Source organism: Xanthomonas rydalmerensis (genome assembly GCF_033170385.1).
GTDB classification, from domain to species: domain Bacteria; phylum Pseudomonadota; class Gammaproteobacteria; order Xanthomonadales; family Xanthomonadaceae; genus Xanthomonas_A; species Xanthomonas_A rydalmerensis.
This window is the reverse complement of sequence record NZ_CP126170.1, coordinates 534,508-552,960: the sequence shown is the minus strand read 5'-3', so window position 1 is coordinate 552,960 and position 18,453 is coordinate 534,508. Positions and strand designations below refer to the sequence as shown.

Genomic DNA, 18,453 nt, shown 5'->3' with positions numbered 1-18,453 from the left:
GTCAGCCGTCGGTCAACACAATCAGCCGCCCGCAGCGGCGGTGGAAGCGGTGAACGCCGCACGATCCTTTGCCTGTAGCGCGCGGATGCCCGCACCTGCCTCGTCCAGACGCGTCGCCTGCACCTGCAACAACGCATCGGTATCGATCTCCGCACTGCGCAGCGCGTAACCCAACGACACGACCGGCGTCAGCCAATCGGCGATCAGCGTTTGGTAGGCGGTTCCGTGCTGGATTGCCATCTGCTTGAGAAACTCGAATGTATCCGTCGGCGGTGAGCCGCTGCGTGTTCCCTGCAAGGATTGATTCGCGATCTGGCTATAGGTAATGCCGGAAGCGAGCGCATTGATCCGGGCCAGGAACACAAACGCTTCCACGCCGGGAATCGGTCCGTTGTCGTAGATGTGAGGGATCTCGCTCAGCATCTCCGGCGCCCACGCATGCGGCACCACGTCGAGCATATTCCACAGGTCGTGATTCCATGCCTGATACGGCTTCGCGCCGATGGCCGGGGGCGGCAGCATCTGTGTGCACAACTCCGCGAACGCCGCATTTCCGGGCGTGGCGCCAGCAGTGGCATAGCAGTACACATCCTTGCAGCCAGCGAGCATGCCTCTGCTCTTGAACCAGGTCGCCATGGTCGGCGACAACGCGCCGCCCAGGCTATGCCCGGTGAAGACCACTGTCGCGCCGCTTTGCTCTACGGTTTTCAGGAACGCGTCGAGCGTTGTGCCGGGCGCGGCCGCCGAGGCGGGACTCACCATGTTGAGCAGGTGCCAGACACCCAGGGCGGTGCCCATCGAAATAACCGGCGTCTCCGACAGAATCAGCTTGCCCGCCGCGACCGGTGGAGTAGGTGCCAACGGGTCGTACTTCGCGAACTTGACCGTAGCGGAGACGTCGAAGTCCTCCACCAGCCAATCGTAGAACGAGGAAGGATTGGTCGCGCAAATCGCCACCACATAGACATCGCCGGCAATGCCATCCACGTTGCTCGACTTGGCGACGAACATCGCGTTATCCGAGCGGTCGGAGTCCTTCGCCTGCCAGATTTGCGGCCCCCACACGACATCCCAAGTACCGATCGCGGCCTGCGCCGGTGCCGAACCCAGCGTCGCATGCAATACACGCTGATAGTCGGCCTGTAGCGCCGACGCAACGCCATGCCGGTGGCTGACCCAATTAGCCAGGCTCGAAAGCGCGAAAACGGTCTGATACTGATCGTATTGCATGTGCAAGCTCCTAGTCCGTGGCAGTGCCTGAAGGAGCAAGAAGCGCACGCGCGCAACGCGCGCCTGGCTGCCCGGCGCGCTCCTCATCGACCGGGTCGCGGCAATCTAGCAAGCCACCGCCGCACGTATTTGACCGAAGCGGTTGGCACCGCAACATGTCTGCGAGTTGTCTACGCGGTGCGTCGGGATTCGCGTGCGGGCGCCATGCTTCCTAAAATGCACATTCCCGCCGCTCGACTCCCCCCATGATCAAGTCCTGGCTCGCGCGCCTGCGCATCGAACCGTTCACCCTGGCGCTGCTGTGCACGGTGCTGCTCGCCTCGCTGCTGCCGGTGCAGGGACGCGCGGCGTCGGTGATGGACGTGGTCACCGATCTGGCGATCGCCGCGCTGTTCTTCCTGCATGGCGCACGGCTGTCGCGTGAGGCCATCGTCGCCGGCGCGCTGCACTGGCGCCTGCACCTGACCATCTTCGCCGCCACCTTCATCCTGTTCCCGCTGCTGGGCCTGCTGTTCAAGCCGCTGTCGCACTGGCTGCTGACCCCGGACCTGTACATCGGCGTGCTGTTCCTGTGCACGCTGCCGTCCACGGTGCAGTCGTCGATCGCCTTCACCTCGATGGCCGGCGGCAACGTGCCGGCGGCGGTGTGCAGCGCCTCGCTGTCGAGCCTGCTCGGGGTGTTCCTGACGCCGCTGCTGATGGGCGTGCTGAGCGACGCACAGAGCGCCATTGCCAATCCGCTGGAGGCGATGGGCAAGATCATGTTGCAACTGCTGGTGCCGTTCGTCGCCGGCCACCTGCTGCAGCGCTGGATCGGCGGCTGGGTCGAGCGTCGCCGCGCGGTGCTGCGCTACACCGACCAGAGCACCATCCTGCTGGTGGTGTACACCGCGTTCAGCGCGGCGGTGGTCGAAGGCCTGTGGCACAAGACGCCGCTGCCGGCACTGCTCGGCGTCGCCGTGGTCGGCGCGGTGCTCCTGGCGCTGGCGATGACGTTGATCACCTTCGGCGCGCGGCGCCTGGGCTTTTCGCGCGAGGACGAGATCCCGATCGTGTTCTGCGGCTCCAAGAAGAGCCTGGCCACCGGCGTGCCGATGGCCAAGGTGCTGTTCGCCAGCGGCAGCCTCGGCGCGATCGTGCTGCCGGTGATGATCTACCACCAGATCCAGCTGATCGTCTGCGCGGTGATCGCGCAACGCTACGCGCGCGCGGCCAAGGTGGAAGCGGAAGCGCAGCACTAGCCAACTGCGGACAGCAGCCGGGCGGTGCGGAGGCGATGGCCGCGCAGCGCGCCGACCGCGGGCGAGCCACCTCTCCGCCGCGGCGACACCGCGCATGGCGGCATATGCAGATGCGCAGCCGGCATGTGCAAGCGCGGCAGGGGCTGCGTACAGTGGACGGCCGGCACGGCCGGTGCCGTGCTCCCTTCCCATCCGGTGCCCCCATGAGCCGCATGTTTCGCCGTTGCGCGACGATTTCCGCCAGCCTGGTCACGCTGCTGGCGCTGGGCGCCTGCCAGAAACCGCCCGCGCCTGCTGCGCCCAAGGCCGCCACACCGGCGCCTGCCGCCGACAGCGCCGGCATCGCCTGGCGCGAGGGCGACGTCGACGATGCCTTCGCCGAAGCGCGCGAACACAACAAGCCGGTGCTGCTGTACTGGGGCGCCGCCTGGTGCCCACCCTGCAATCGGCTCAAGGCCACGCTGTTCAAGGACCCGGCGTTCATCGCCCGCACCCGCGCCTTCGTCGCGGTGCACCTGGACGGCGATTCGGAGGGTGCGCAGGCCTGGGGCGAACGCTTCGGCATCAAGGGCTATCCGACCATCATCGTGTTGCGCCCGGACCGCAGCGAGATCACCCGCCTGGCCGGCGACAGCGATACCGTGCGCCTGGCCGAGGCCCTGCGCGTGGCCGCGACCCGCACCGCCACCTCGGCGCAGTTGCTGCAGCAGGCGCTGAAGGCGCCGGCCACGCTCATCGCCGACGACTGGACCCTGCTCGGCGAATACGGCTGGGCAGTGGATGCGGCGCAGTTGGTCAAGCCGGGGCAGGCGGCCGACGTGCTCACGCATTTGGCCGCAGCGGCACCACAGCCGGCCCTGCAACGCCGTTTCGCATTGCTCGCGCTGGCCGCGCAGGATCCGGCCACGGCCGCCAGCGTGGACGCCAAGCATCGCGCCGCCGATCGCGACCTGCTGCGGGCGGTGCTGGCCGATCCGGCCGAGGTGCGCGCCAACCGCAGCACGCTCACCTATGCCGCGCGCGACCTGGTGCAGGCCGCGGCCGACGACGCCGCCGAACGCAGCGCGCTGTCGAGTGCGCTGACCCATGCACTGGACCAGGTCTACGCCGACAGCAGCCTGCCGATCAGCGACCGCCTGGACACCGCCGCCGCGGACATCGCCCTGGCGCGCTTGGCGCAAGGCCAGCCGGCCGAGGCCGGCGATGGCCCGAAGAAGCCGCTGCCGCCCGCGGTGGTCGCCAAGGTGCAGCAGCGCGTGCAATGGGCCGAGCAGGCCGCCAAGACCGACTACGAGCGCCAGTCCACGATCAGCAGCGCCGCCGCGTTGCTCGACGCCGCCGGCGACAGCGCCGGCGCCGAACAACTGCTGTTGGCCGAACTCCAGCGCAGCAAGACCCCGTACTACTACATGCCGGAACTGGCCAGCCTGGCCGAGGCGCGCGGCGACAAGCAAACGGCGCTGTTCTGGCTGAAGAAGGCCTACGAGAGCGCCGAAGGCCCCGCCACCCGCGTGCAATGGGGCGTGCTCTACGTCGATGGGCTGATCCGGCTGCAGCCGGACAATGCGGCCGCGATCGAGGCGGCCGCCGGACAGGTCATTGGGGAACTCGCCGGCCAGCCCGACGGCTATCACCAGCGCACCCGGCAGCGTTTCGACACCCTGGCCAAGACCCTGCAGGCCTGGAGCAAGGGCCACGACGGCAGCGCGGTGCTCGCGCGGCTGCAGCACAAGATGCAGCAAAGCTGCGGCAGCCAGGCGCGCGACAGTTGCCAGCATTGGCTGGGATGAGGGCATAAGGCGCGTCACGCGCGACGCGCAGTGCAACGCGCCATCGGCAACCGCCGGCGCGCTGTACTGCCGCCCTCTCATGCGTTCCGGTCCACCGCGTCGCCACGGCGCGATTGCCCGCGCCGCACGACGAATTGCATGCCGCGCGCAGCGGCGCGCAACCACGCGCCGTGCGCTCAGCGGCTCCCGATCAGGCCGCGACGCGTGCCGGTGCCACGTGACCGGCGCCCTGGCTGCCGGCGCGGCGGCCACTGCTGGTATGCGCGTTCAGGCCTTGCGCCTGCCCTTCCAGCGCGCGCGCGGCCTCGGCCATCTTTTCGACCAGTGCCGCGTTCTGCTGCGTGGCGGTATCCATCTGCACGACGATCTGGTTGACCTGGCCGATACCGGCACTCTGTTCGCGGCTGGCCCCGGCGATGTCGGTCATGATGCGCTGCACCTCGCGCACCGAGCCGAGCAGTTCTTCCATGGTGGCGCCGGCGCGCGCGACCAGCGCCGAACCGCGATCGACCTGCTCGCTGGAACCGGCGATCAGGCCACGCACTTCCTTGGCCGCATCGGCACAGCGCTGGGCCAGGCTGCGCACTTCGGTGGCGACCACGGCGAAGCCGCGGCCCTGCTCGCCGGCGCGCGCCGCTTCCACCGCCGCGTTCAGGGCGAGGATGTTGGTCTGGAAGGCGATGCCGTCGATGACGCTGATGATGTCGGCGATCTTGCGCGACGCGCTCTCGATGCCGGCCATGGTCTGGACCACGTCGCGCACCACGTCGCCACCGCGCTGGGCGACGTCGGTGGCGCCATCGACCAGGCGGTTGGCGTGGCCGACGTGCTCGACGTTGCGCTGCACGGTGCCGGTGATCTCTTCCATCGAGCTGGCCGCCTCTTCCAGCGCGGCGGCCTGCTGCTCGGTGCGCCGGGCCAGGTCGCTGTTGTCGTCGACCATTTCCGCTGCCGCCGTCTGCAGGGTATGCGCGGCCTCGCCGAGCTGGCGCGCGGCATGGATGTCCAGCAAGGCGCCGACCGCGCGCAGCGGGGTGCCGTCGGCGGCGCGCTTGGTCAGGCCGCGCGCGCGGAACCAGCGGTACTCGCCGTTCTTCATGCGCAGCCGGTACTCGATGTCGAAGCCGGTGCGGCCGGTGCGGTCGTTGAGGTGCGCGGCGAAGGCGTTGAGCGCGAACTGCGCGTCCTCCGGGTGCAGGCGCGAAGACCAGCTGTCGAGCACGTTGGGGAACTCGGCCTCGGAAGCGAAGCCCAGCAGCGAACGGAACTGCGCCGACCACCAGAACTCGTTGGACGGATTGATCGGATCGCCGGCGATCACGCTCATGTCCCACAGGCCGTCGTTGAGCATGTCCGCGCCCAGTTCGAAGCGGGTCAGGACCACGTCCAGGAACGCCTCGCGCTCACGCCGCTCGGTGATGTCGGTGAGCGCGCCGGCCACCCGCAGCGGCGAGCCCTGGGCGTCGCGCTGGGTGGTGCCGAGCGCGCGGAACCAGCGGTACTGGCCGTTCTTCAGCTGCAGCCGGTACTCCACGTCGTACGGGGTCTTGCCGCTGCGGTCGGCCAAATGCACGGCGAACGCGTCCAGCGTGGCCTGCTTGTCCTCCGGGTGCAGGCGCGAGGCCCAGCTGTCGAGCACGTTGGGGAAGTCGAGCTCGGAGGAGAAACCCAGCATCGCGCGGAACTGCGACGACCACCAGAATTCGTTGGCCGGGTTGATCGGATCGCCGGCGATCACGCTCATCTCCCACAGGCCGTCGGTGGTCGCGGAGGTGACCAGGTCGAAACGACCACGCAGAGCGTCCAGATCGGTGCCGGCGCGGTCGGCCTGCGCCCGCGCGCGGTCACGCTCGGCCTCGGCCTCGCGCAAGCGCTCACTCAATGCCTGTAGCTTGGCCGCCTGTTGCTTGCTCTTGCCCCACATACACGTCTCCGCGGCTTTGCCGATTCTGGTCAATCGCTCGGTAACGACCGCGAGCGGCAACACTTGAGCGGAGAACTGAACGCGCGGTTCAGGCGATCCAGTGATCGACCAGCAGGAACGCGAACAACGCCATCAGGTACACGATGGAATAGCCGAACATGCGCATCGAGAACATCTCGTCCGGCGGGTCGAGCATGCGCCAGGCGTACCAGAGGAACACCGCGTCCAGCACCAGGGTGCCGCCGAGATAGAACACCCCGCTCATGCCCACCGCCACCGGCAGCAGCGTCACCACCACCAACAGCACCGTGTACACCAGGATCTGCCGGCGGGTATGGGCCACGCCGTGGGTGACCGGGAGCATCGGGATCGACGCCTTGGCGTAGTCGGCGCGGCGGAAGATCGCCAGCGCCCAGAAGTGCGGCGGCGTCCACACGAAGATGATCAGCACCAGCAGCGAAGCGTAGGCCCAGTCCCACTGGCCCTGCATGCCGGTGATCGCGGCCCAGCCCAGCAGCGGCGGCGCCGCGCCGGCCAGGCCGCCGATGACGATGTTCTGCGGCGTGGTGCGCTTGAGGAACACGGTGTAGATCACCGCATAGCCGATCAGCGAGGCGAAGGTCAGCACCGCGGTGATCAGGTTGACCCACACCACCAGCACGGTCATCGACAGCGCGGTGAGCAGGGTGGCGAACAGCAGCACCTGCCACGGCAGCACCTTGCCCACCACCAGCGGACGCCAGGAGGTGCGCGCCATCTGCGCGTCGATGCGCGCGTCCAGCAGCTGGTTGATCGCTGCCGCGGCCGAAGCCGCCAGCCAGATGCCGAAGAAGCCGAGCAGGCCGGTGCGCACCTGCGCCCAGGTCGGCAGCCCCGGGATCGCCAGGCACATGCCGACCAGGGCGGTGAACACGATCAGCGCCACCACCTTGGGCTTGGTCAGGTCCCAATAGTCGCGCCAGTGCACGCGGTGCGCGCTCATTGCGGCGCCCGCAATCGCGCCAGCAGCGACACCAGCACGAACAGCAACGCCACCGCGCCGGCGTTGTGCAGCACCGCCACCGGCAGGGGCAGCGCCAGCTTGACGTTGAGGATGCCCAGGCACACCTGCGCGACCAGCAGCAACGCCAGCGCCGCGGCCCAGCCGCGCATGCCCGGCGTGCGGCTCAGGCGCCAGCTCAGCCACAGCAAGTACGCCGCCACCACCATCGCCATCATCCGGTGCGCCATCTGGATGGCGATGCGCGCCGCGCCGTCGAGCACGCCGCCTTCGTAGTCCACGCCGATGCCGCGCCACAGGGTGAAGCCCTCGCGGAAATCGTGCGGCGGCCACCACTGGCTGACGCAACGCGGGAAGTTGTCGGCCGACCAGCTGCCGCCGCCGCAGGCCAGCGCCGCGTAGTTGGCGCTGACCCAGCCGCCCAGCGCGATCTGCAGAACCAGCACCGCCACGCCCAGGCGCAGCAGCCACTTCAGCCGCGGCGCATCGGCCAGGGTGATCGGCAGGTGGGTGGCGCGCCAGGCCATCCACACCAGCAGCGAGAACATCAGCAAGCCGCCCAGCAGGTGTCCCATCACCACGATCGGCTTGAGCAGCAGGGTCACCGTCCACATGCCCAGCAAGGCCTGGAAGATCACCACCGACAGGGTCAGCACCGCCGCGCGGGCCAGGTCGTCGTTGGACCAGCGCAGCGCCGCCAGCAGCAGAATCGCCTCGCCGCCGACCGCCGCCAACATCGCCAGCCCCGGCCAGCCGGACATGTACAGCGGGATCGACAGCGCCACCAGCGCCGCCGCCGTGACGATCTGGGCGATGCCGAGCCGGCGCCGCCGTGCCGCCAGCAGCGACAGCACCAGCACTTCCACGCCCAGCGCGCCGGCCAAGAAGCGGTGGATCTGCTCGCGCCAGGCCTTGTGCGTCTCCAGCGGCCGGATCTTGCTGGCGGCGTGGGTGTCGGCTTCGGCGCTGGTCTGCGGCCAGGTGATGCGCCCGTAGCAGGTCGGCCAGTCCGGGCAGCTCATGCCCGCATCGGACAGGCGCACGAACGAACCGAACATGATGGTGCTGGCGGTGAACAGCGCCGCCAGCCAGGCCATGCGGTGGAAATGCCGGAACAGCGCCGGGCGCGCGAACAGGGTCATAGGGAGCGGCTCACAGGAGTTTCAGCAGTTTCGCCAGGTCCGCGCGCAGCCCGGCCGGGTCGAACCCGGGGGCATAGCGCAGCACCACGAAACCGTTCGGATCGATGACATAGACCGGCACCCCGGCCGCATCGCGCACCCGCGGCAGCGCCGCCAGCAGCGCCGGGTCCGCGCGCAGCGCCTGCACCGGCGGCAGCGCCCGGGCGGCGGCCGGCGGCGTGCCGATCCACAGGATCTGCACGTGGTCGGCATCGTGGCCGAACAGCTGCCAGACCTTGTCCAGGTCGCGCGCCAGCGCATCGCAGGCGCTGCCGCAGTCCGCCGGCGGCGCCAGCGCGATGCGCCACAGCCGCCGCTGCGGTTCCCAGGCATAGACGCGGCCATCGGCCAGCCGTGGCTGTAGCGCGCGCAGGTCGGCCGGCGGCTGCAGCAGTTCGCCATGATTGCGGGCGGCCGCCGGCTGCCAGCCGGAAAAGCGCAACACGCCGGCGACCAGCATCGAGCCGAAGAACAGGGCGAACAACACGATCAGCGGCCAGCGGCCGCGAGCGGCCGCCGGGCGCGGGGCCGGGATGGGAGCATTCATGCCGGGGATTTTCTCATGCGCGCGCGCTCAGCGCCCGCCCCGTCCCCTGCGCGCGCGCCAGCTGAGCAGCGCCGCGGTGACCAGCACCGCCAGCGCCAGGCCGAACCATTGCACCGCGTAACCCAAGTGGCGCTCGGGCGGCAGCGTGTTCGGCAGCAGGTCCAGGTCGCGCGGATAGCCCAGCGGCAGGGCCGGATCCAGGCGCAGCACCTGCGACAAAATGTCGCGGCGGCCGAGCGCGGTCCCGATCGCCGCCGGCTCGATGCGCATCGCCAGCCAGCGCTGCGGCGACGGCGCGGCGACCAGAGCCGGGCCCAGCGCCAGTCCATGCGACGGCGCCGGCCCGAGCAGGCCGACCAGCGTGTAGCGGCCCTGCAGTGGCACCGGCTCGGGCAGCGCGCGGTCGGCCGGCAGCGGCAACCAGCCCAGTTCCACCAGCAGCGGCGCCGCGGCGCCGTCGGCCAGGAACGGCTGGTACACCTTGACCCCGCTGCGGCCCTGCCGCAGTTGGTTGTCGAGCAGGATCTGCCCGGGCAGGAAGCGGCCGGCACCATGCACCCAGCGCAACTGTCCCGGCAGCGTCGCGCGCAGCGCATCGGCCAGCGCCTGCGGGTGGTCGCGCACATGCGCCGCCTGCGCCAGCAATGCCTGCTTCTCGTGCATGCGCTGCAACTGCCAGCGGCCCAACGCGCAGAAGCCCAGCGCCACCGCCAGCGCCACGCTCCAGCCCAGCCACAACGGCATGCGCCGGCGCGCACGCACGCGCGAGGCAGCAGCGAGGGTCATAATGCGGACACACCATGTGCCGAGACGCCCATGAACGACTCGCTGAAGACTTTGCTGATCGTCGCGTTCCTGCTGCTCATCCTGTGGAACCTGGGCGCCGGCCTGTACTACCTGTTGGTGGACCGCGGCCAGAGCAAGCGCACGGTGAACGCGTTGACCTGGCGCATCGGCCTCTCGGTGTGCCTGATCCTGCTGGTGATCCTGGGCATCTATACCGGAGTGATCAAGCCGCATGGATTGGGACGCTAAACGTAGTGCCGGGATTCGGGATTCGGGATTCGGGATTCGGGATTCGGGATTCGGGATTCGGGATTCGGGATTCGGGATGGCAGCATGCCGTCCGCATGGGAACGGTGCACGCCCGCGACCCGTAAAACGCTGATTCCTTGTAGGAGCGGCTTTAGCCGCGACGCCTTACCGGTAACGCGTCGCGGCTAAAGCCGCTCCTACACCACGCCACCGCCTGGAACACCGGCACGCGCGGAAACCAACCAATCCCCAATCCCGACTCCCCAATCCCCGCCCTCAAAGCACATACACGAACAAGAACAGCGCCAGCCACACCACGTCGACGAAGTGCCAGTACCACGCCGCCGCTTCGAAGGCGAAATGGTTGTCGCGGCTGAAGTGGCCGCGGCTGATCCGCAGCAGCATCACCAGCAGCATGATCGTGCCCAGCAGCACGTGCGCACCGTGGAAGCCGGTGAGCATGAAGAAGGTCGAGCCGTAGATGCCCGAGCCCAGGGTCAGGTTGAGCTCCTTGTAGGCATGCATGTACTCCTCGGCCTGGAAGTACAGGAAGGTGCAGCCGAGCAGCACGGTCAACGCCTGGAACACCATCAGCCGGGTGCGCTGGCCGGCCTTGAGCGCGTGGTGCGCGATGGTCAGGGTCACGCCGGAGCTGAGCAGGATCAGCGTGTTGATCAGCGGCAGGCCCCACGCCGGGATGGTCTGGAACTGGCCACCGACGCCGCCCGGGCCATTGGTCGGCCAGGCCGCCGAGTAGCCGTCCCACAGCAGCGCGTTGGTCATCACCCCGTCGCCCTCGCCGCCCAGCCACGGCAGGATGAAGGTGCGGGTGTAGAACAGCGCACCGAAGAAGGCACCGAAGAACATCACCTCGGAGAAGATGAACCACACCATCCCCATGCGGAACGACACGTCGACCTGGCGGTTGTAGTGCCCGGCGATCGACTCGCGGATCACGTCGCCGAACCACATGAACAGCGTCGCCACCAGCATCGCGATGCCGGTGAAGAAGGTCCACTTGCCCCAGGACGCGTCGTTGAGCCAACTGGCCACGCCGATCATGGTCACGAACATCGCGATCGAGCCGATGAACGGCCAGCGGCTCTGGCTGGGCACGTAGTAGGCGTTGGCGGTGGCGTCGGTGCTGGGCTGGGCCATGGCAGGCATTCCGGTCGGGTCAGGGAGCCGCGCGCGCGGAACCGGCCAGTTTCGGCGATCCCAGTTCCGCGCTCAGCGCATCGTTCTTGTAGAAGGTGTAGGACAGGGTGATGGTGGAGATGTCGCTGGGCAGGTTGGGGTCGACGATGAAGCGCACCGGCATGTCGCGCTTCTCGCCGGCCTGCAGGGTCTGCGCGGTGAAGCAGAAGCACTCGGTCTTGGTGAAGTAGCCCGAGGCGCGTGCCGGTGCCACCGACGGCACCGCGCTGCCGACGATGGCATGCGCGCCGTCGTTGTGCGCGTAGTACAGCGCCTCGTTGAGTTCGCCCGGCACCACCTGCATGGTCAGCTGCTCCGGATGGAACGACCACGGCAGCTTGGAGTTCACGCCGCCGTCGAACTGCACCGTGACCGTACGCTTGCCCGCCAGCGGTTTGCCGGCCTGCGGGCCCTCGCCGGGGCCGCGCTCCAGGCGCACGCCAAACACTTTCTCGCAAGCGATGCGGTACAGCGGCACCAGCGAGAAGGTCAGCACGAACACCGCCAGCGCCACGCCGACCAGCTTGAACAGCCCGGCACTGCTGTGCACCTGCGGCGCTGGCGCGTTCATCGTCCCAGCACCCCCGAGAGGATGAAGCCGACGTAGATCGCCAGCGCCACCACGCCGACCACCAGCGCGGTGCGCGCCGCACGCTTGCGGCGCAGGACCAGGTCGTCGAGCGGCGGTTGCGCGGTCATCAGTGGCTGATGTCGTCGTGGGCCAGGTCGCCGGGCTTGAGCACCGGCGGCAGGGTGAAGGTGTGCGCCGGCGCCGGCGACGGCACCGTCCACTCCAGGCCGCGCGCACCTTCCCAGGAGCGCGCTTCGGCGCGTGCGCCGCTGCGCAGCGATGCCAGCAGGATGCCGGCCATCAGGAACGGGGTGACGAACATGCCGAACGCACCGATCGAGCTGACCAGGTTCCAGTCGGCGAACACCACGTTGTAGTCGGGGATGCGCCGCGGCATGCCGGCCAGGCCGAGGAAGTGCTGCGGGAAGAACAGCAGGTTGACGAACACCATCGTCCACCAGAAATGGAACTTGGCCCAGGCCTCGTTGTACATGCGCCCGGTCCACTTCGGCCACCAGTAGTACACCGCCGCGATCAGCGCGAACACCGCGCCGGTGACCAGCACGTAGTGGAAGTGCGCGACCACGAAGTAGGTGTCGTGGTACTGGAAGTCGGCCGGCACGATCGCCAGCATCAGCCCGGAGAAACCGCCGATGGTGAACAGGATGACGAAGGCGATGGACCACAGCATCGGCGACTCGAAGGTCATCGAGCCCTGCCACATGGTGCTGACCCAGTTGAACACCTTCACCCCGGTGGGGATGGAGATGAGCATGGTGGCGAACATGAAGTAGATCTCGCCGCCCAGCGGCATGCCCACGGTGAACATGTGGTGCGCCCAGACGATGAAGCTCAGGAACGCGATCGCGGCGATCGCATAGACCATCGCCTGGTAGCCGAACAGCGGCTTGCGGCTGAAGGTCGGGATGATTTCGCTGATCACGCCGAACGCCGGCAGGATCATGATGTAGACCTCGGGGTGCCCGAAGAACCAGAAGATGTGCTGATACATCACCGGGTCGCCGCCGCCGGCGGCGTTGAAGAACGAGGTGCCGAAGAACTTGTCGGTGAGCAGCATGGTCACCGCACCGGCCAGCACCGGCATCACTGCGATCAGCAGGAACGCGGTGATCAGCCAGGCCCAGCAGAAGATCGGCATCTTCAGCAGGTCGATGCCCGGCGCGCGCATGTTGAGCACGGTGGCGATGATGTTGATCGCGCCCATGATCGAGCTGATGCCGGCGACGTGGATGGCGAACACCGAGAAGGCCACGTTGTAGCCGCCCTGCAGCATCAACGGCGGATACATGGTCCAGCCGCCCGCCGGTGCGCCGCCGGGCAGGAACAGGGTCAGCAGCAGCAGGGTGAAGGCCACCGGCAGCAGCCAGAACGACCAGTTGTTCATGCGCGGCAGCGCCATGTCCGGCGCGCCGATCTGCAGCGGGATCATCCAGTTGGCCAGGCCGACGAAGGCCGGCATCACCCCGCCGAAGATCATCACCAGCGCGTGCACGGTGGTCATCTGGTTGAAGAACTCGGGCTTGACGAACTGCAGGCCCGGCTGCGCCAGTTCGGCGCGGATCACCACGCTCATCGCCGCACCGATGACGAACATGGTGAAGCTGAAGAGCAGGTACAGCGTGCCGATGTCCTTGTGGTTGGTGGAGAACAACCAACGCTCGACGAAGCTCTGCTGATGCCCGTGCTCGTCGTGGTGATCGACTGCCGAATGGGCCATGGCGGCTACCTCAGAAAAGGAATGCTGGAGATCAGGCGGCTTGCACGGTCAGGTGCGAGTCGGAACGAGGACGCGACAGCCGCGCCTGCGGCGGGGCCGCCGGCGCCTGGGCATCGGCGGGCGCCGCAGCGGGTGCGGCGGTGGCCGGCGCGGCAGCCGGGGCCGCCGTCGGGGTGGCCGGCGCGGGCGCGGCGGCGGGCGCCGGCTTGCGCGATGCCAGCCACTTCTGGAAGTCCTGCTTGCTCACCGCCTCGACCACGATCGGCATGAAGCCGTGGTCCTTGCCGCACAGTTCGGCGCACTGGCCGCGGTACACCCCGGGGGTGTCGATGCTGGTCCAGGCCTCGTTGATGATTCCGGGGATGGCGTCCTGCTTCCATCCCAGCGCCGGCACCCACCAGGCGTGGATGACGTCGTCGGCGGTGATGACGAAGCGCACCTTGGTGTTTACCGGCAGCACCAGCCGGTTGTCCACGTTCAGCAGATAGTGCGGGTCGTGTTCGACCGTCGGCACCGCACCGCTCTGCCGCAGCCGGTCGGAACTGCGCGCCAGGCGGCTGGTGAACGAGACGTTCTCGCCCAGGTATTCGTAGCGCCACATCCACTGGTAGCCGGTGACCTTCACCGTCATCTCGGCATCGCGGGTGTCGTACATCGCGATCAGCTTGGCCGTGGCCGGCCAGGCCATCACGATCAGGATCAGCACCGGGATCACCGTCCACACGATCTCGGCCTTGGTGTTGTGGCTGAACTGCGCCGGCACCGCGCCCTTGGACTTGCGGAACTTGAAGATCGCATAGGCCATCGCGCCGAACACCAACACGCCGATGACCACGCAGACCCACAACGCGACCATGTGCGCGTCGTAGGCATTGCGCGCGCTCTGGGTGACGCCCCTGCCCATGTTGAGCTGCCACGGCTTGGGATCAGCCGATTGCGCCCACGCCAGCGGTGCGGCCATCGCCGCCGCCAACGCCATCCCGCCCCTGACCGCCTGTTGCACCCACCCGCCGCGTTGCTTCATTGCCTAGACCCCTTGGAGCGTCATCGGTTGCGGCCGGTCACGGCCGCGAGCAAGCCTTCCAGGGTCTGCGCCAGTTGCCGGCGTTCGTCGGGGCCGAGGAACTCGCCGACCCGGACCTGCTTGCCGCTGGATGCCAGCACCACCCTGTCGTCGCCTTCGATCCGCAACCGCACCCAATGCGGATGGGCGCGGAACGCTGGCGTTCCTGCATTCGGACGGGTCACTTCCACGCAGGCCGGACCCACCCGGATATCCTCTTCGCGCTCGCCGCCGCGCCACGACCAATGCAGCGCGAGCGCCACCACGATGCTGTGCAACAGAGCGAACGCAGGCGCGAACACATTGCCCGCGAGCCACCCCAGCCCAGCCACGGCCCACATCGCCCCGGCCAGTGCGAGGAACAACAGAACGAATTGCCGGGCGTTCAACGCCCGCGGCGGTCGCAGCCGCAGCTGCGTACCCGACCCCTCCGGAGAAAACGGAAACATTTCGATCATGTCGAACCGCGCTTCCGAACCGCTCACGCCCGAGCCGCGAGCACGCCTGGATGGTAGCCCCCGGCCTGCGCGGCGGCAAGCGCGCGTTCACCACAAAAAATGCTGCAGCGCAACCAGATTCGCGTTCAGCCTCGGCGCCATCGACCGTGTCGCGACGATGCCGGCGACGCCCTGCGCGTGCAGGCGCTGACATAAAATAGCGGGCTCTGTCCCTGGCCTTTCCCGCATGAACGCTCTGCCTGGCGCCGGCTCTGTTCCGGCGATGCCGTCCGCGTCTCCTTCGCCCTTGCTGTCCCCCGAACTCCCGCCCGCGCCGCAGGCCCTGCGCGCGGCGATCACCGCCGCCTGGCTCAAGGACGAAGCCGAACACGTACGCGAACTGCTCGAGCAGGCGCGCCTGCCCGCGGCCGACCAGGCCAAGGTGCAGGCGCTGGCCGCCGACCTGGTCACCCGCGTGCGCGCCCGCGCCCAGGACCAGGGCGCGATCGAGGCCTTCATGCGCCAGTACGACCTCGGCAGCGAGGAAGGCGTGCTGCTGATGTGCGTGGCCGAAGCGCTGCTGCGCATCCCCGACCAGGACACCGCCGACAAGCTGATCCGCGACAAGCTCGGCGATGCGGACTGGAAGAAGCACATGGGCGAGAGCGACTCGATCCTGGTCAATGCGTCGACCTGGGGCCTGATGCTCACCGGCAAGCTGGTGCAGATCAACGACCTCACCCGCGCCGACGTGTCCGGCGCGTTCAAGCGCCTGATCGGCCGCGTCGGCGAACCGGTGATCCGCCTGGCGGTGCGCCAGGCGATGAAGATCATGGGCCACCAGTTCGTGATGGGCCGCACCATCGGCGAGGCGCTGACCCGCTCGAAGAAGGGCGACAACGCCAACTACCGCTATTCGTTCGACATGCTCGGCGAAGGCGCGCTGACCATGAAGGACGCGCAGCGCTATCTCGATGCCTACCGCCAGGCGATCCACGCCATCGGCAGGCATTTCGCGGCGCAGCGCCAGCAGGGCGGCGGCAAGGACGCGGTGTTCGCCGCGCCCAGCATCTCGATCAAGCTCTCGGCGCTGTACCCGCGCTACGAGCATGCCAAACGCGCACGGGTGATGGCCGAGCTGGTGCCCGGCGTGCTGGAACTGGCGCAACTGGCCAAGTCCTACGGCATCGGCTACACGGTCGATGCCGAGGAAGCCGACCGCCTGGAGCTGTCGCTGGACATCATCGAGGCCACCTTCTCCGATCCCTCGCTGGACGGTTGGGAGGGCTACGGCCTGGCGGTGCAGGCGTACCAGAAGCGCACCCCGTACACGATCGACTTCCTCGCCGACCTGGCACGCCGCGTCGGCCGCCGCATCCCGGTGCGCCTGGTCAAGGGCGCCTACTGGGACGCGGAGATCAAGCGCGCGCAGGTCGAGGGCCACCCGGGCTATCCGGTATTCACCCGCAAGCAGAACACCGATGTGTCCTACCTGGCCTGCGCCAAGCGCCTGTTCGCGCACAGCGATGCGCTGTATCCGATGTTCGCCACCCACAACGCGCAGACCATCGCCGCGGTGCGCGCCATCGCCGGCGGCCGCGACTACGAGCACCAGAAGCTGCACGGCATGGGCGACGACCTCTACGCCGAGGTGATCCCCGCCGACCGCCTCGGCGTGCCCTGCCGCGTGTACGCGCCGGTGGGTTCGCACGAGGACCTGCTGCCCTACCTGGTGCGGCGCCTGCTGGAGAACGGCGCCAACTCCAGCTTCGTCAACCGCATCACCGACGAAGACGTGGCCATCGAAGACCTGATCCGCGATCCGGTCGAGGCCGTGTCCGCGTTCGCTTCCATCCCGCATCCGAAGATTCCGCTGCCGGTCGATCTGCTGCGCAGCCAGAACCACAACAGGAAGAACTCCATGGGCGCCAACCTCGCCAACGACAACGATCTGCGCGCGCTGGCCGACCAGCTCAACACCGCGCTCAAGCCCTGGCATGCCGCGCCGTTGGTGCCCGGCGCGGTGATCGCCGGCGATGCCCTCCCGGTCGCCAACCCGGCCGACCATCGCCAGGTCGTCGGCCACTGGAAGCCGGCCGATGCCGCCACCGTGGAGAAGGCGCTGAGCAATGCCGCGGCCGCCTACCCGGCCTGGAACCGCACGCCGGCCGCCAGCCGCGCCACCATCCTCGAACACGCCGCCGACCTGCTGGAAGCGCGCATGCCCGAGTTCATGGCGCTGTGCGTCAAGGAAGCCGGCAAGACCCTGCCCGACGGCGTCGCCGAAGTGCGCGAGGCGGTGGACTTCCTGCGCTACTACGCCGGCCAGGCGCGCGCGCAGTTCGGCGCGCCCGAGCGCCTGCCCGGGCCCACCGGCGAGTCCAACGAACTGCAGCTGCACGGCCGCGGCGTGTTCGTGTGCATCAGCCCGTGGAATTTCCCGCTCGCCATCTTCCTCGGCCAGGTCGCCGCGGCGTTGGCCGCCGGCAACAGCGTCATCGCCAAGCCGGCCGAGCAGACCAACCTGGTCGGCCATGCCGCAGTGAAGCTTCTGCACGAAGCCGGCGTGCCGGAGGCGGTGGTGCAGTTCCTGCCCGGCGACGGCGCCACCGTCGGTGCCGCGCTGACCCGCGATCCGCGCGTGGCCGGCGTCGCCTTCACCGGCTCCACCGACACCGCCCGCGCGATCAACCGCGCGCTGGCCGCGCGCGATGCCGCCATCGGCGTGCTGATCGCCGAGACCGGCGGCCAGAACGCCTTCATCGCCGACTCCTCGTCGCTGCCGGAAGCGGTGGTCAAGGACGCGATCTCCAGCGCCTTCATCTCCGCCGGCCAGCGCTGCTCGGCCGCGCGCGTGCTGTTCGTGCAGGACGACATCGCCGACAAGGTGATGACCATGCTGGCCGGCGCCATGGCCGAACTGAAGGTCGGCGACCCCGGCCTGCTGTCCACCGACGTCGGCCCGGTGATCGACGCCGATGCGCTGCAGATCCTCACCGATCACGCCGCGCGCATGGACCGCGAGGCGCGCCCGATCGCCGTGGCCGCCACCGACGAGGCCACTGCGCACGGCAGCTTCTTCGCCCCGCGTGCCTACGAACTGCAGTCGCTGGCGCAGTTGCAGCGCGAGATCTTCGGGCCGGTGCTGCACGTGATCCGCTGGAAGGCCGACCAGCTCGATGCGGTGATCGACCAGATCAACGCCACCGGCTACGGCCTGACCCTGGGCGTGCATTCGCGCATCGACGAGACCATCGAGCGCATCGCCTCGCGCGTGGCGGTGGGCAACGTCTACGTCAACCGCAACCAGATCGGCGCGGTGGTCGGCGTGCAGCCGTTCGGCGGCCAGGGCCTGTCCGGCACCGGCCCCAAGGCCGGCGGCCCGCACTACCTGCTGCGCTTCGCCACCGAGAAGGTGGTGACGGTCAACACCACCGCGGCCGGCGGCAACGCCTCGTTGCTGACGCTGGGCGACTGAGTCGCCCCAGCCCTCGGCGCA

The 18,453-nt window shown here is 68.7% G+C and carries 16 protein-coding genes; 4 read left to right on the top strand and 12 right to left on the bottom strand.

The window, feature by feature from the left end:
• Positions 1-21 precede the first annotated feature (21 nt).
• Positions 22-1,230, bottom strand: a complete 1,209-nt coding sequence (locus tag QN245_RS02425) for a lipase family protein (protein ID WP_317844458.1) — start codon at positions 1,228-1,230, stop codon at positions 22-24.
• 245 nt (positions 1,231-1,475) lie between these two features.
• On the opposite strand from QN245_RS02425, the gene QN245_RS02420 reads away from it, so the two are divergent.
• Together QN245_RS02420 and QN245_RS02415 are read left to right on the top strand one after the other, a co-directional pair.
• On the top strand, positions 1,476-2,471 hold the full coding sequence (locus QN245_RS02420; RefSeq protein WP_160968802.1) for a bile acid:sodium symporter family protein: 996 nt from the start codon (positions 1,476-1,478) through the stop codon (positions 2,469-2,471).
• A 203-nt stretch (positions 2,472-2,674) separates the two neighbouring features.
• Positions 2,675-4,261, top strand: coding sequence for a thioredoxin family protein (locus tag QN245_RS02415; protein WP_317844457.1), 1,587 nt, complete (start codon positions 2,675-2,677; stop codon positions 4,259-4,261).
• Between the two features lie 190 nt (positions 4,262-4,451).
• Here the strand turns inward: QN245_RS02415 and QN245_RS02410 are convergent, their stop codons facing one another.
• From QN245_RS02410 to QN245_RS02390, 5 genes are all read right to left on the bottom strand, one after another.
• Positions 4,452-6,185 carry a methyl-accepting chemotaxis protein gene (locus QN245_RS02410; RefSeq protein WP_317844456.1) on the bottom strand — a complete coding sequence of 578 codons (1,734 nt, stop codon included), beginning with the start codon at positions 6,183-6,185 and terminating at the stop codon, positions 4,452-4,454.
• 88 nt (positions 6,186-6,273) lie between these two features.
• Complete coding sequence (gene cyoE / locus QN245_RS02405; protein ID WP_160968808.1) at positions 6,274-7,167, bottom strand: heme o synthase; 894 nt, start codon at positions 7,165-7,167, stop codon at positions 6,274-6,276.
• Entirely contained in the window at positions 7,164-8,327 is a 1,164-nt protein-coding gene (locus tag QN245_RS02400; protein ID WP_184447404.1) for a COX15/CtaA family protein, read from the bottom strand. Before QN245_RS02400 ends, cyoE begins: the two co-directional genes overlap by 4 nt.
• Positions 8,328-8,337: 10 nt before the next feature.
• Entirely contained in the window at positions 8,338-8,913 is a 576-nt protein-coding gene (locus tag QN245_RS02395) for a hypothetical protein (protein WP_317844455.1), read from the bottom strand.
• Positions 8,914-8,940: 27 nt separating this feature from the next.
• On the bottom strand, positions 8,941-9,699 hold the full coding sequence (locus QN245_RS02390) for an SURF1 family protein (protein ID WP_317844454.1): 759 nt from the start codon (positions 9,697-9,699) through the stop codon (positions 8,941-8,943).
• Between the two features lie 30 nt (positions 9,700-9,729).
• Between QN245_RS02390 and QN245_RS02385 the strand changes: the two genes are divergently transcribed.
• Positions 9,730-9,948, top strand: coding sequence for a twin transmembrane helix small protein (locus tag QN245_RS02385; protein WP_010341612.1), 219 nt, complete (start codon positions 9,730-9,732; stop codon positions 9,946-9,948).
• A gap of 276 nt (positions 9,949-10,224) precedes the next feature.
• Here the strand turns inward: QN245_RS02385 and QN245_RS02380 are convergent, their stop codons facing one another.
• Genes QN245_RS02380 through QN245_RS02355 form a run of 6 tightly spaced genes read right to left on the bottom strand, consistent with a single transcriptional unit; the run spans position 10,225 to position 14,975 of the window.
• On the bottom strand, positions 10,225-11,106 hold the full coding sequence (locus QN245_RS02380; protein WP_184447407.1) for a cytochrome c oxidase subunit 3: 882 nt from the start codon (positions 11,104-11,106) through the stop codon (positions 10,225-10,227).
• A gap of 19 nt (positions 11,107-11,125) precedes the next feature.
• Positions 11,126-11,716: a cytochrome c oxidase assembly protein gene (locus tag QN245_RS02375; protein ID WP_160968820.1), complete on the bottom strand. Its 591-nt coding sequence runs from the start codon at positions 11,714-11,716 to the stop codon at positions 11,126-11,128.
• On the bottom strand, positions 11,713-11,844 hold the full coding sequence (locus QN245_RS02370) for a hypothetical protein (protein ID WP_255347926.1): 132 nt from the start codon (positions 11,842-11,844) through the stop codon (positions 11,713-11,715). The genes QN245_RS02375 and QN245_RS02370 overlap by 4 nt, the downstream gene beginning before the upstream one ends.
• A complete protein-coding gene (gene ctaD / locus QN245_RS02365; protein WP_160968822.1) occupies positions 11,844-13,454 on the bottom strand; it encodes a cytochrome c oxidase subunit I in 1,611 nt (536 codons plus the stop codon). The genes QN245_RS02370 and ctaD overlap by 1 nt, the downstream gene beginning before the upstream one ends.
• 31 nt (positions 13,455-13,485) lie before the next feature.
• Positions 13,486-14,478: a cytochrome c oxidase subunit II gene (coxB, locus tag QN245_RS02360; RefSeq protein WP_317844453.1), complete on the bottom strand. Its 993-nt coding sequence runs from the start codon at positions 14,476-14,478 to the stop codon at positions 13,486-13,488.
• Between the two features lie 20 nt (positions 14,479-14,498).
• Positions 14,499-14,975, bottom strand: a complete 477-nt coding sequence (locus QN245_RS02355) for a DUF2244 domain-containing protein (RefSeq protein WP_029561818.1) — start codon at positions 14,973-14,975, stop codon at positions 14,499-14,501.
• Positions 14,976-15,237: 262 nt separating this feature from the next.
• Between QN245_RS02355 and putA the strand changes: the two genes are divergently transcribed.
• Complete coding sequence (gene putA, locus QN245_RS02350) at positions 15,238-18,432, top strand: bifunctional proline dehydrogenase/L-glutamate gamma-semialdehyde dehydrogenase PutA (RefSeq protein ID WP_317845284.1); 3,195 nt, start codon at positions 15,238-15,240, stop codon at positions 18,430-18,432.
• Positions 18,433-18,453: the final 21 nt, after the last annotated feature.

Coding starts and splice junctions, on each gene's coding strand:
- QN245_RS02355 (WP_029561818.1), bottom strand. CDS start 14,975: ATGATCGAAATGTTTCCGTTTTCTCCGGAGGGGTCGGGTACGCAGCTG.
- ctaD (WP_160968822.1), bottom strand. CDS start 13,454: ATGGCCCATTCGGCAGTCGATCACCACGACGAGCACGGGCATCAGCAG.
- QN245_RS02370 (WP_255347926.1), bottom strand. CDS start 11,844: ATGACCGCGCAACCGCCGCTCGACGACCTGGTCCTGCGCCGCAAGCGT.
- QN245_RS02375 (WP_160968820.1), bottom strand. CDS start 11,716: ATGAACGCGCCAGCGCCGCAGGTGCACAGCAGTGCCGGGCTGTTCAAG.
- QN245_RS02395 (WP_317844455.1), bottom strand. CDS start 8,913: ATGAATGCTCCCATCCCGGCCCCGCGCCCGGCGGCCGCTCGCGGCCGC.
- QN245_RS02425 (WP_317844458.1), bottom strand. CDS start 1,230: ATGCAATACGATCAGTATCAGACCGTTTTCGCGCTTTCGAGCCTGGCT.
- QN245_RS02415 (WP_317844457.1), top strand. CDS start 2,675: ATGAGCCGCATGTTTCGCCGTTGCGCGACGATTTCCGCCAGCCTGGTC.
- putA (WP_317845284.1), top strand. CDS start 15,238: ATGCCGTCCGCGTCTCCTTCGCCCTTGCTGTCCCCCGAACTCCCGCCC.
- cyoE (WP_160968808.1), bottom strand. CDS start 7,167: ATGAGCGCGCACCGCGTGCACTGGCGCGACTATTGGGACCTGACCAAG.
- QN245_RS02385 (WP_010341612.1), top strand. CDS start 9,730: ATGAACGACTCGCTGAAGACTTTGCTGATCGTCGCGTTCCTGCTGCTC.
- QN245_RS02420 (WP_160968802.1), top strand. CDS start 1,476: ATGATCAAGTCCTGGCTCGCGCGCCTGCGCATCGAACCGTTCACCCTG.
- QN245_RS02410 (WP_317844456.1), bottom strand. CDS start 6,185: ATGTGGGGCAAGAGCAAGCAACAGGCGGCCAAGCTACAGGCATTGAGT.
- QN245_RS02390 (WP_317844454.1), bottom strand. CDS start 9,699: ATGACCCTCGCTGCTGCCTCGCGCGTGCGTGCGCGCCGGCGCATGCCG.
- coxB (WP_317844453.1), bottom strand. CDS start 14,478: ATGAAGCAACGCGGCGGGTGGGTGCAACAGGCGGTCAGGGGCGGGATG.
- QN245_RS02380 (WP_184447407.1), bottom strand. CDS start 11,106: ATGGCCCAGCCCAGCACCGACGCCACCGCCAACGCCTACTACGTGCCC.
- QN245_RS02400 (WP_184447404.1), bottom strand. CDS start 8,327: ATGACCCTGTTCGCGCGCCCGGCGCTGTTCCGGCATTTCCACCGCATG.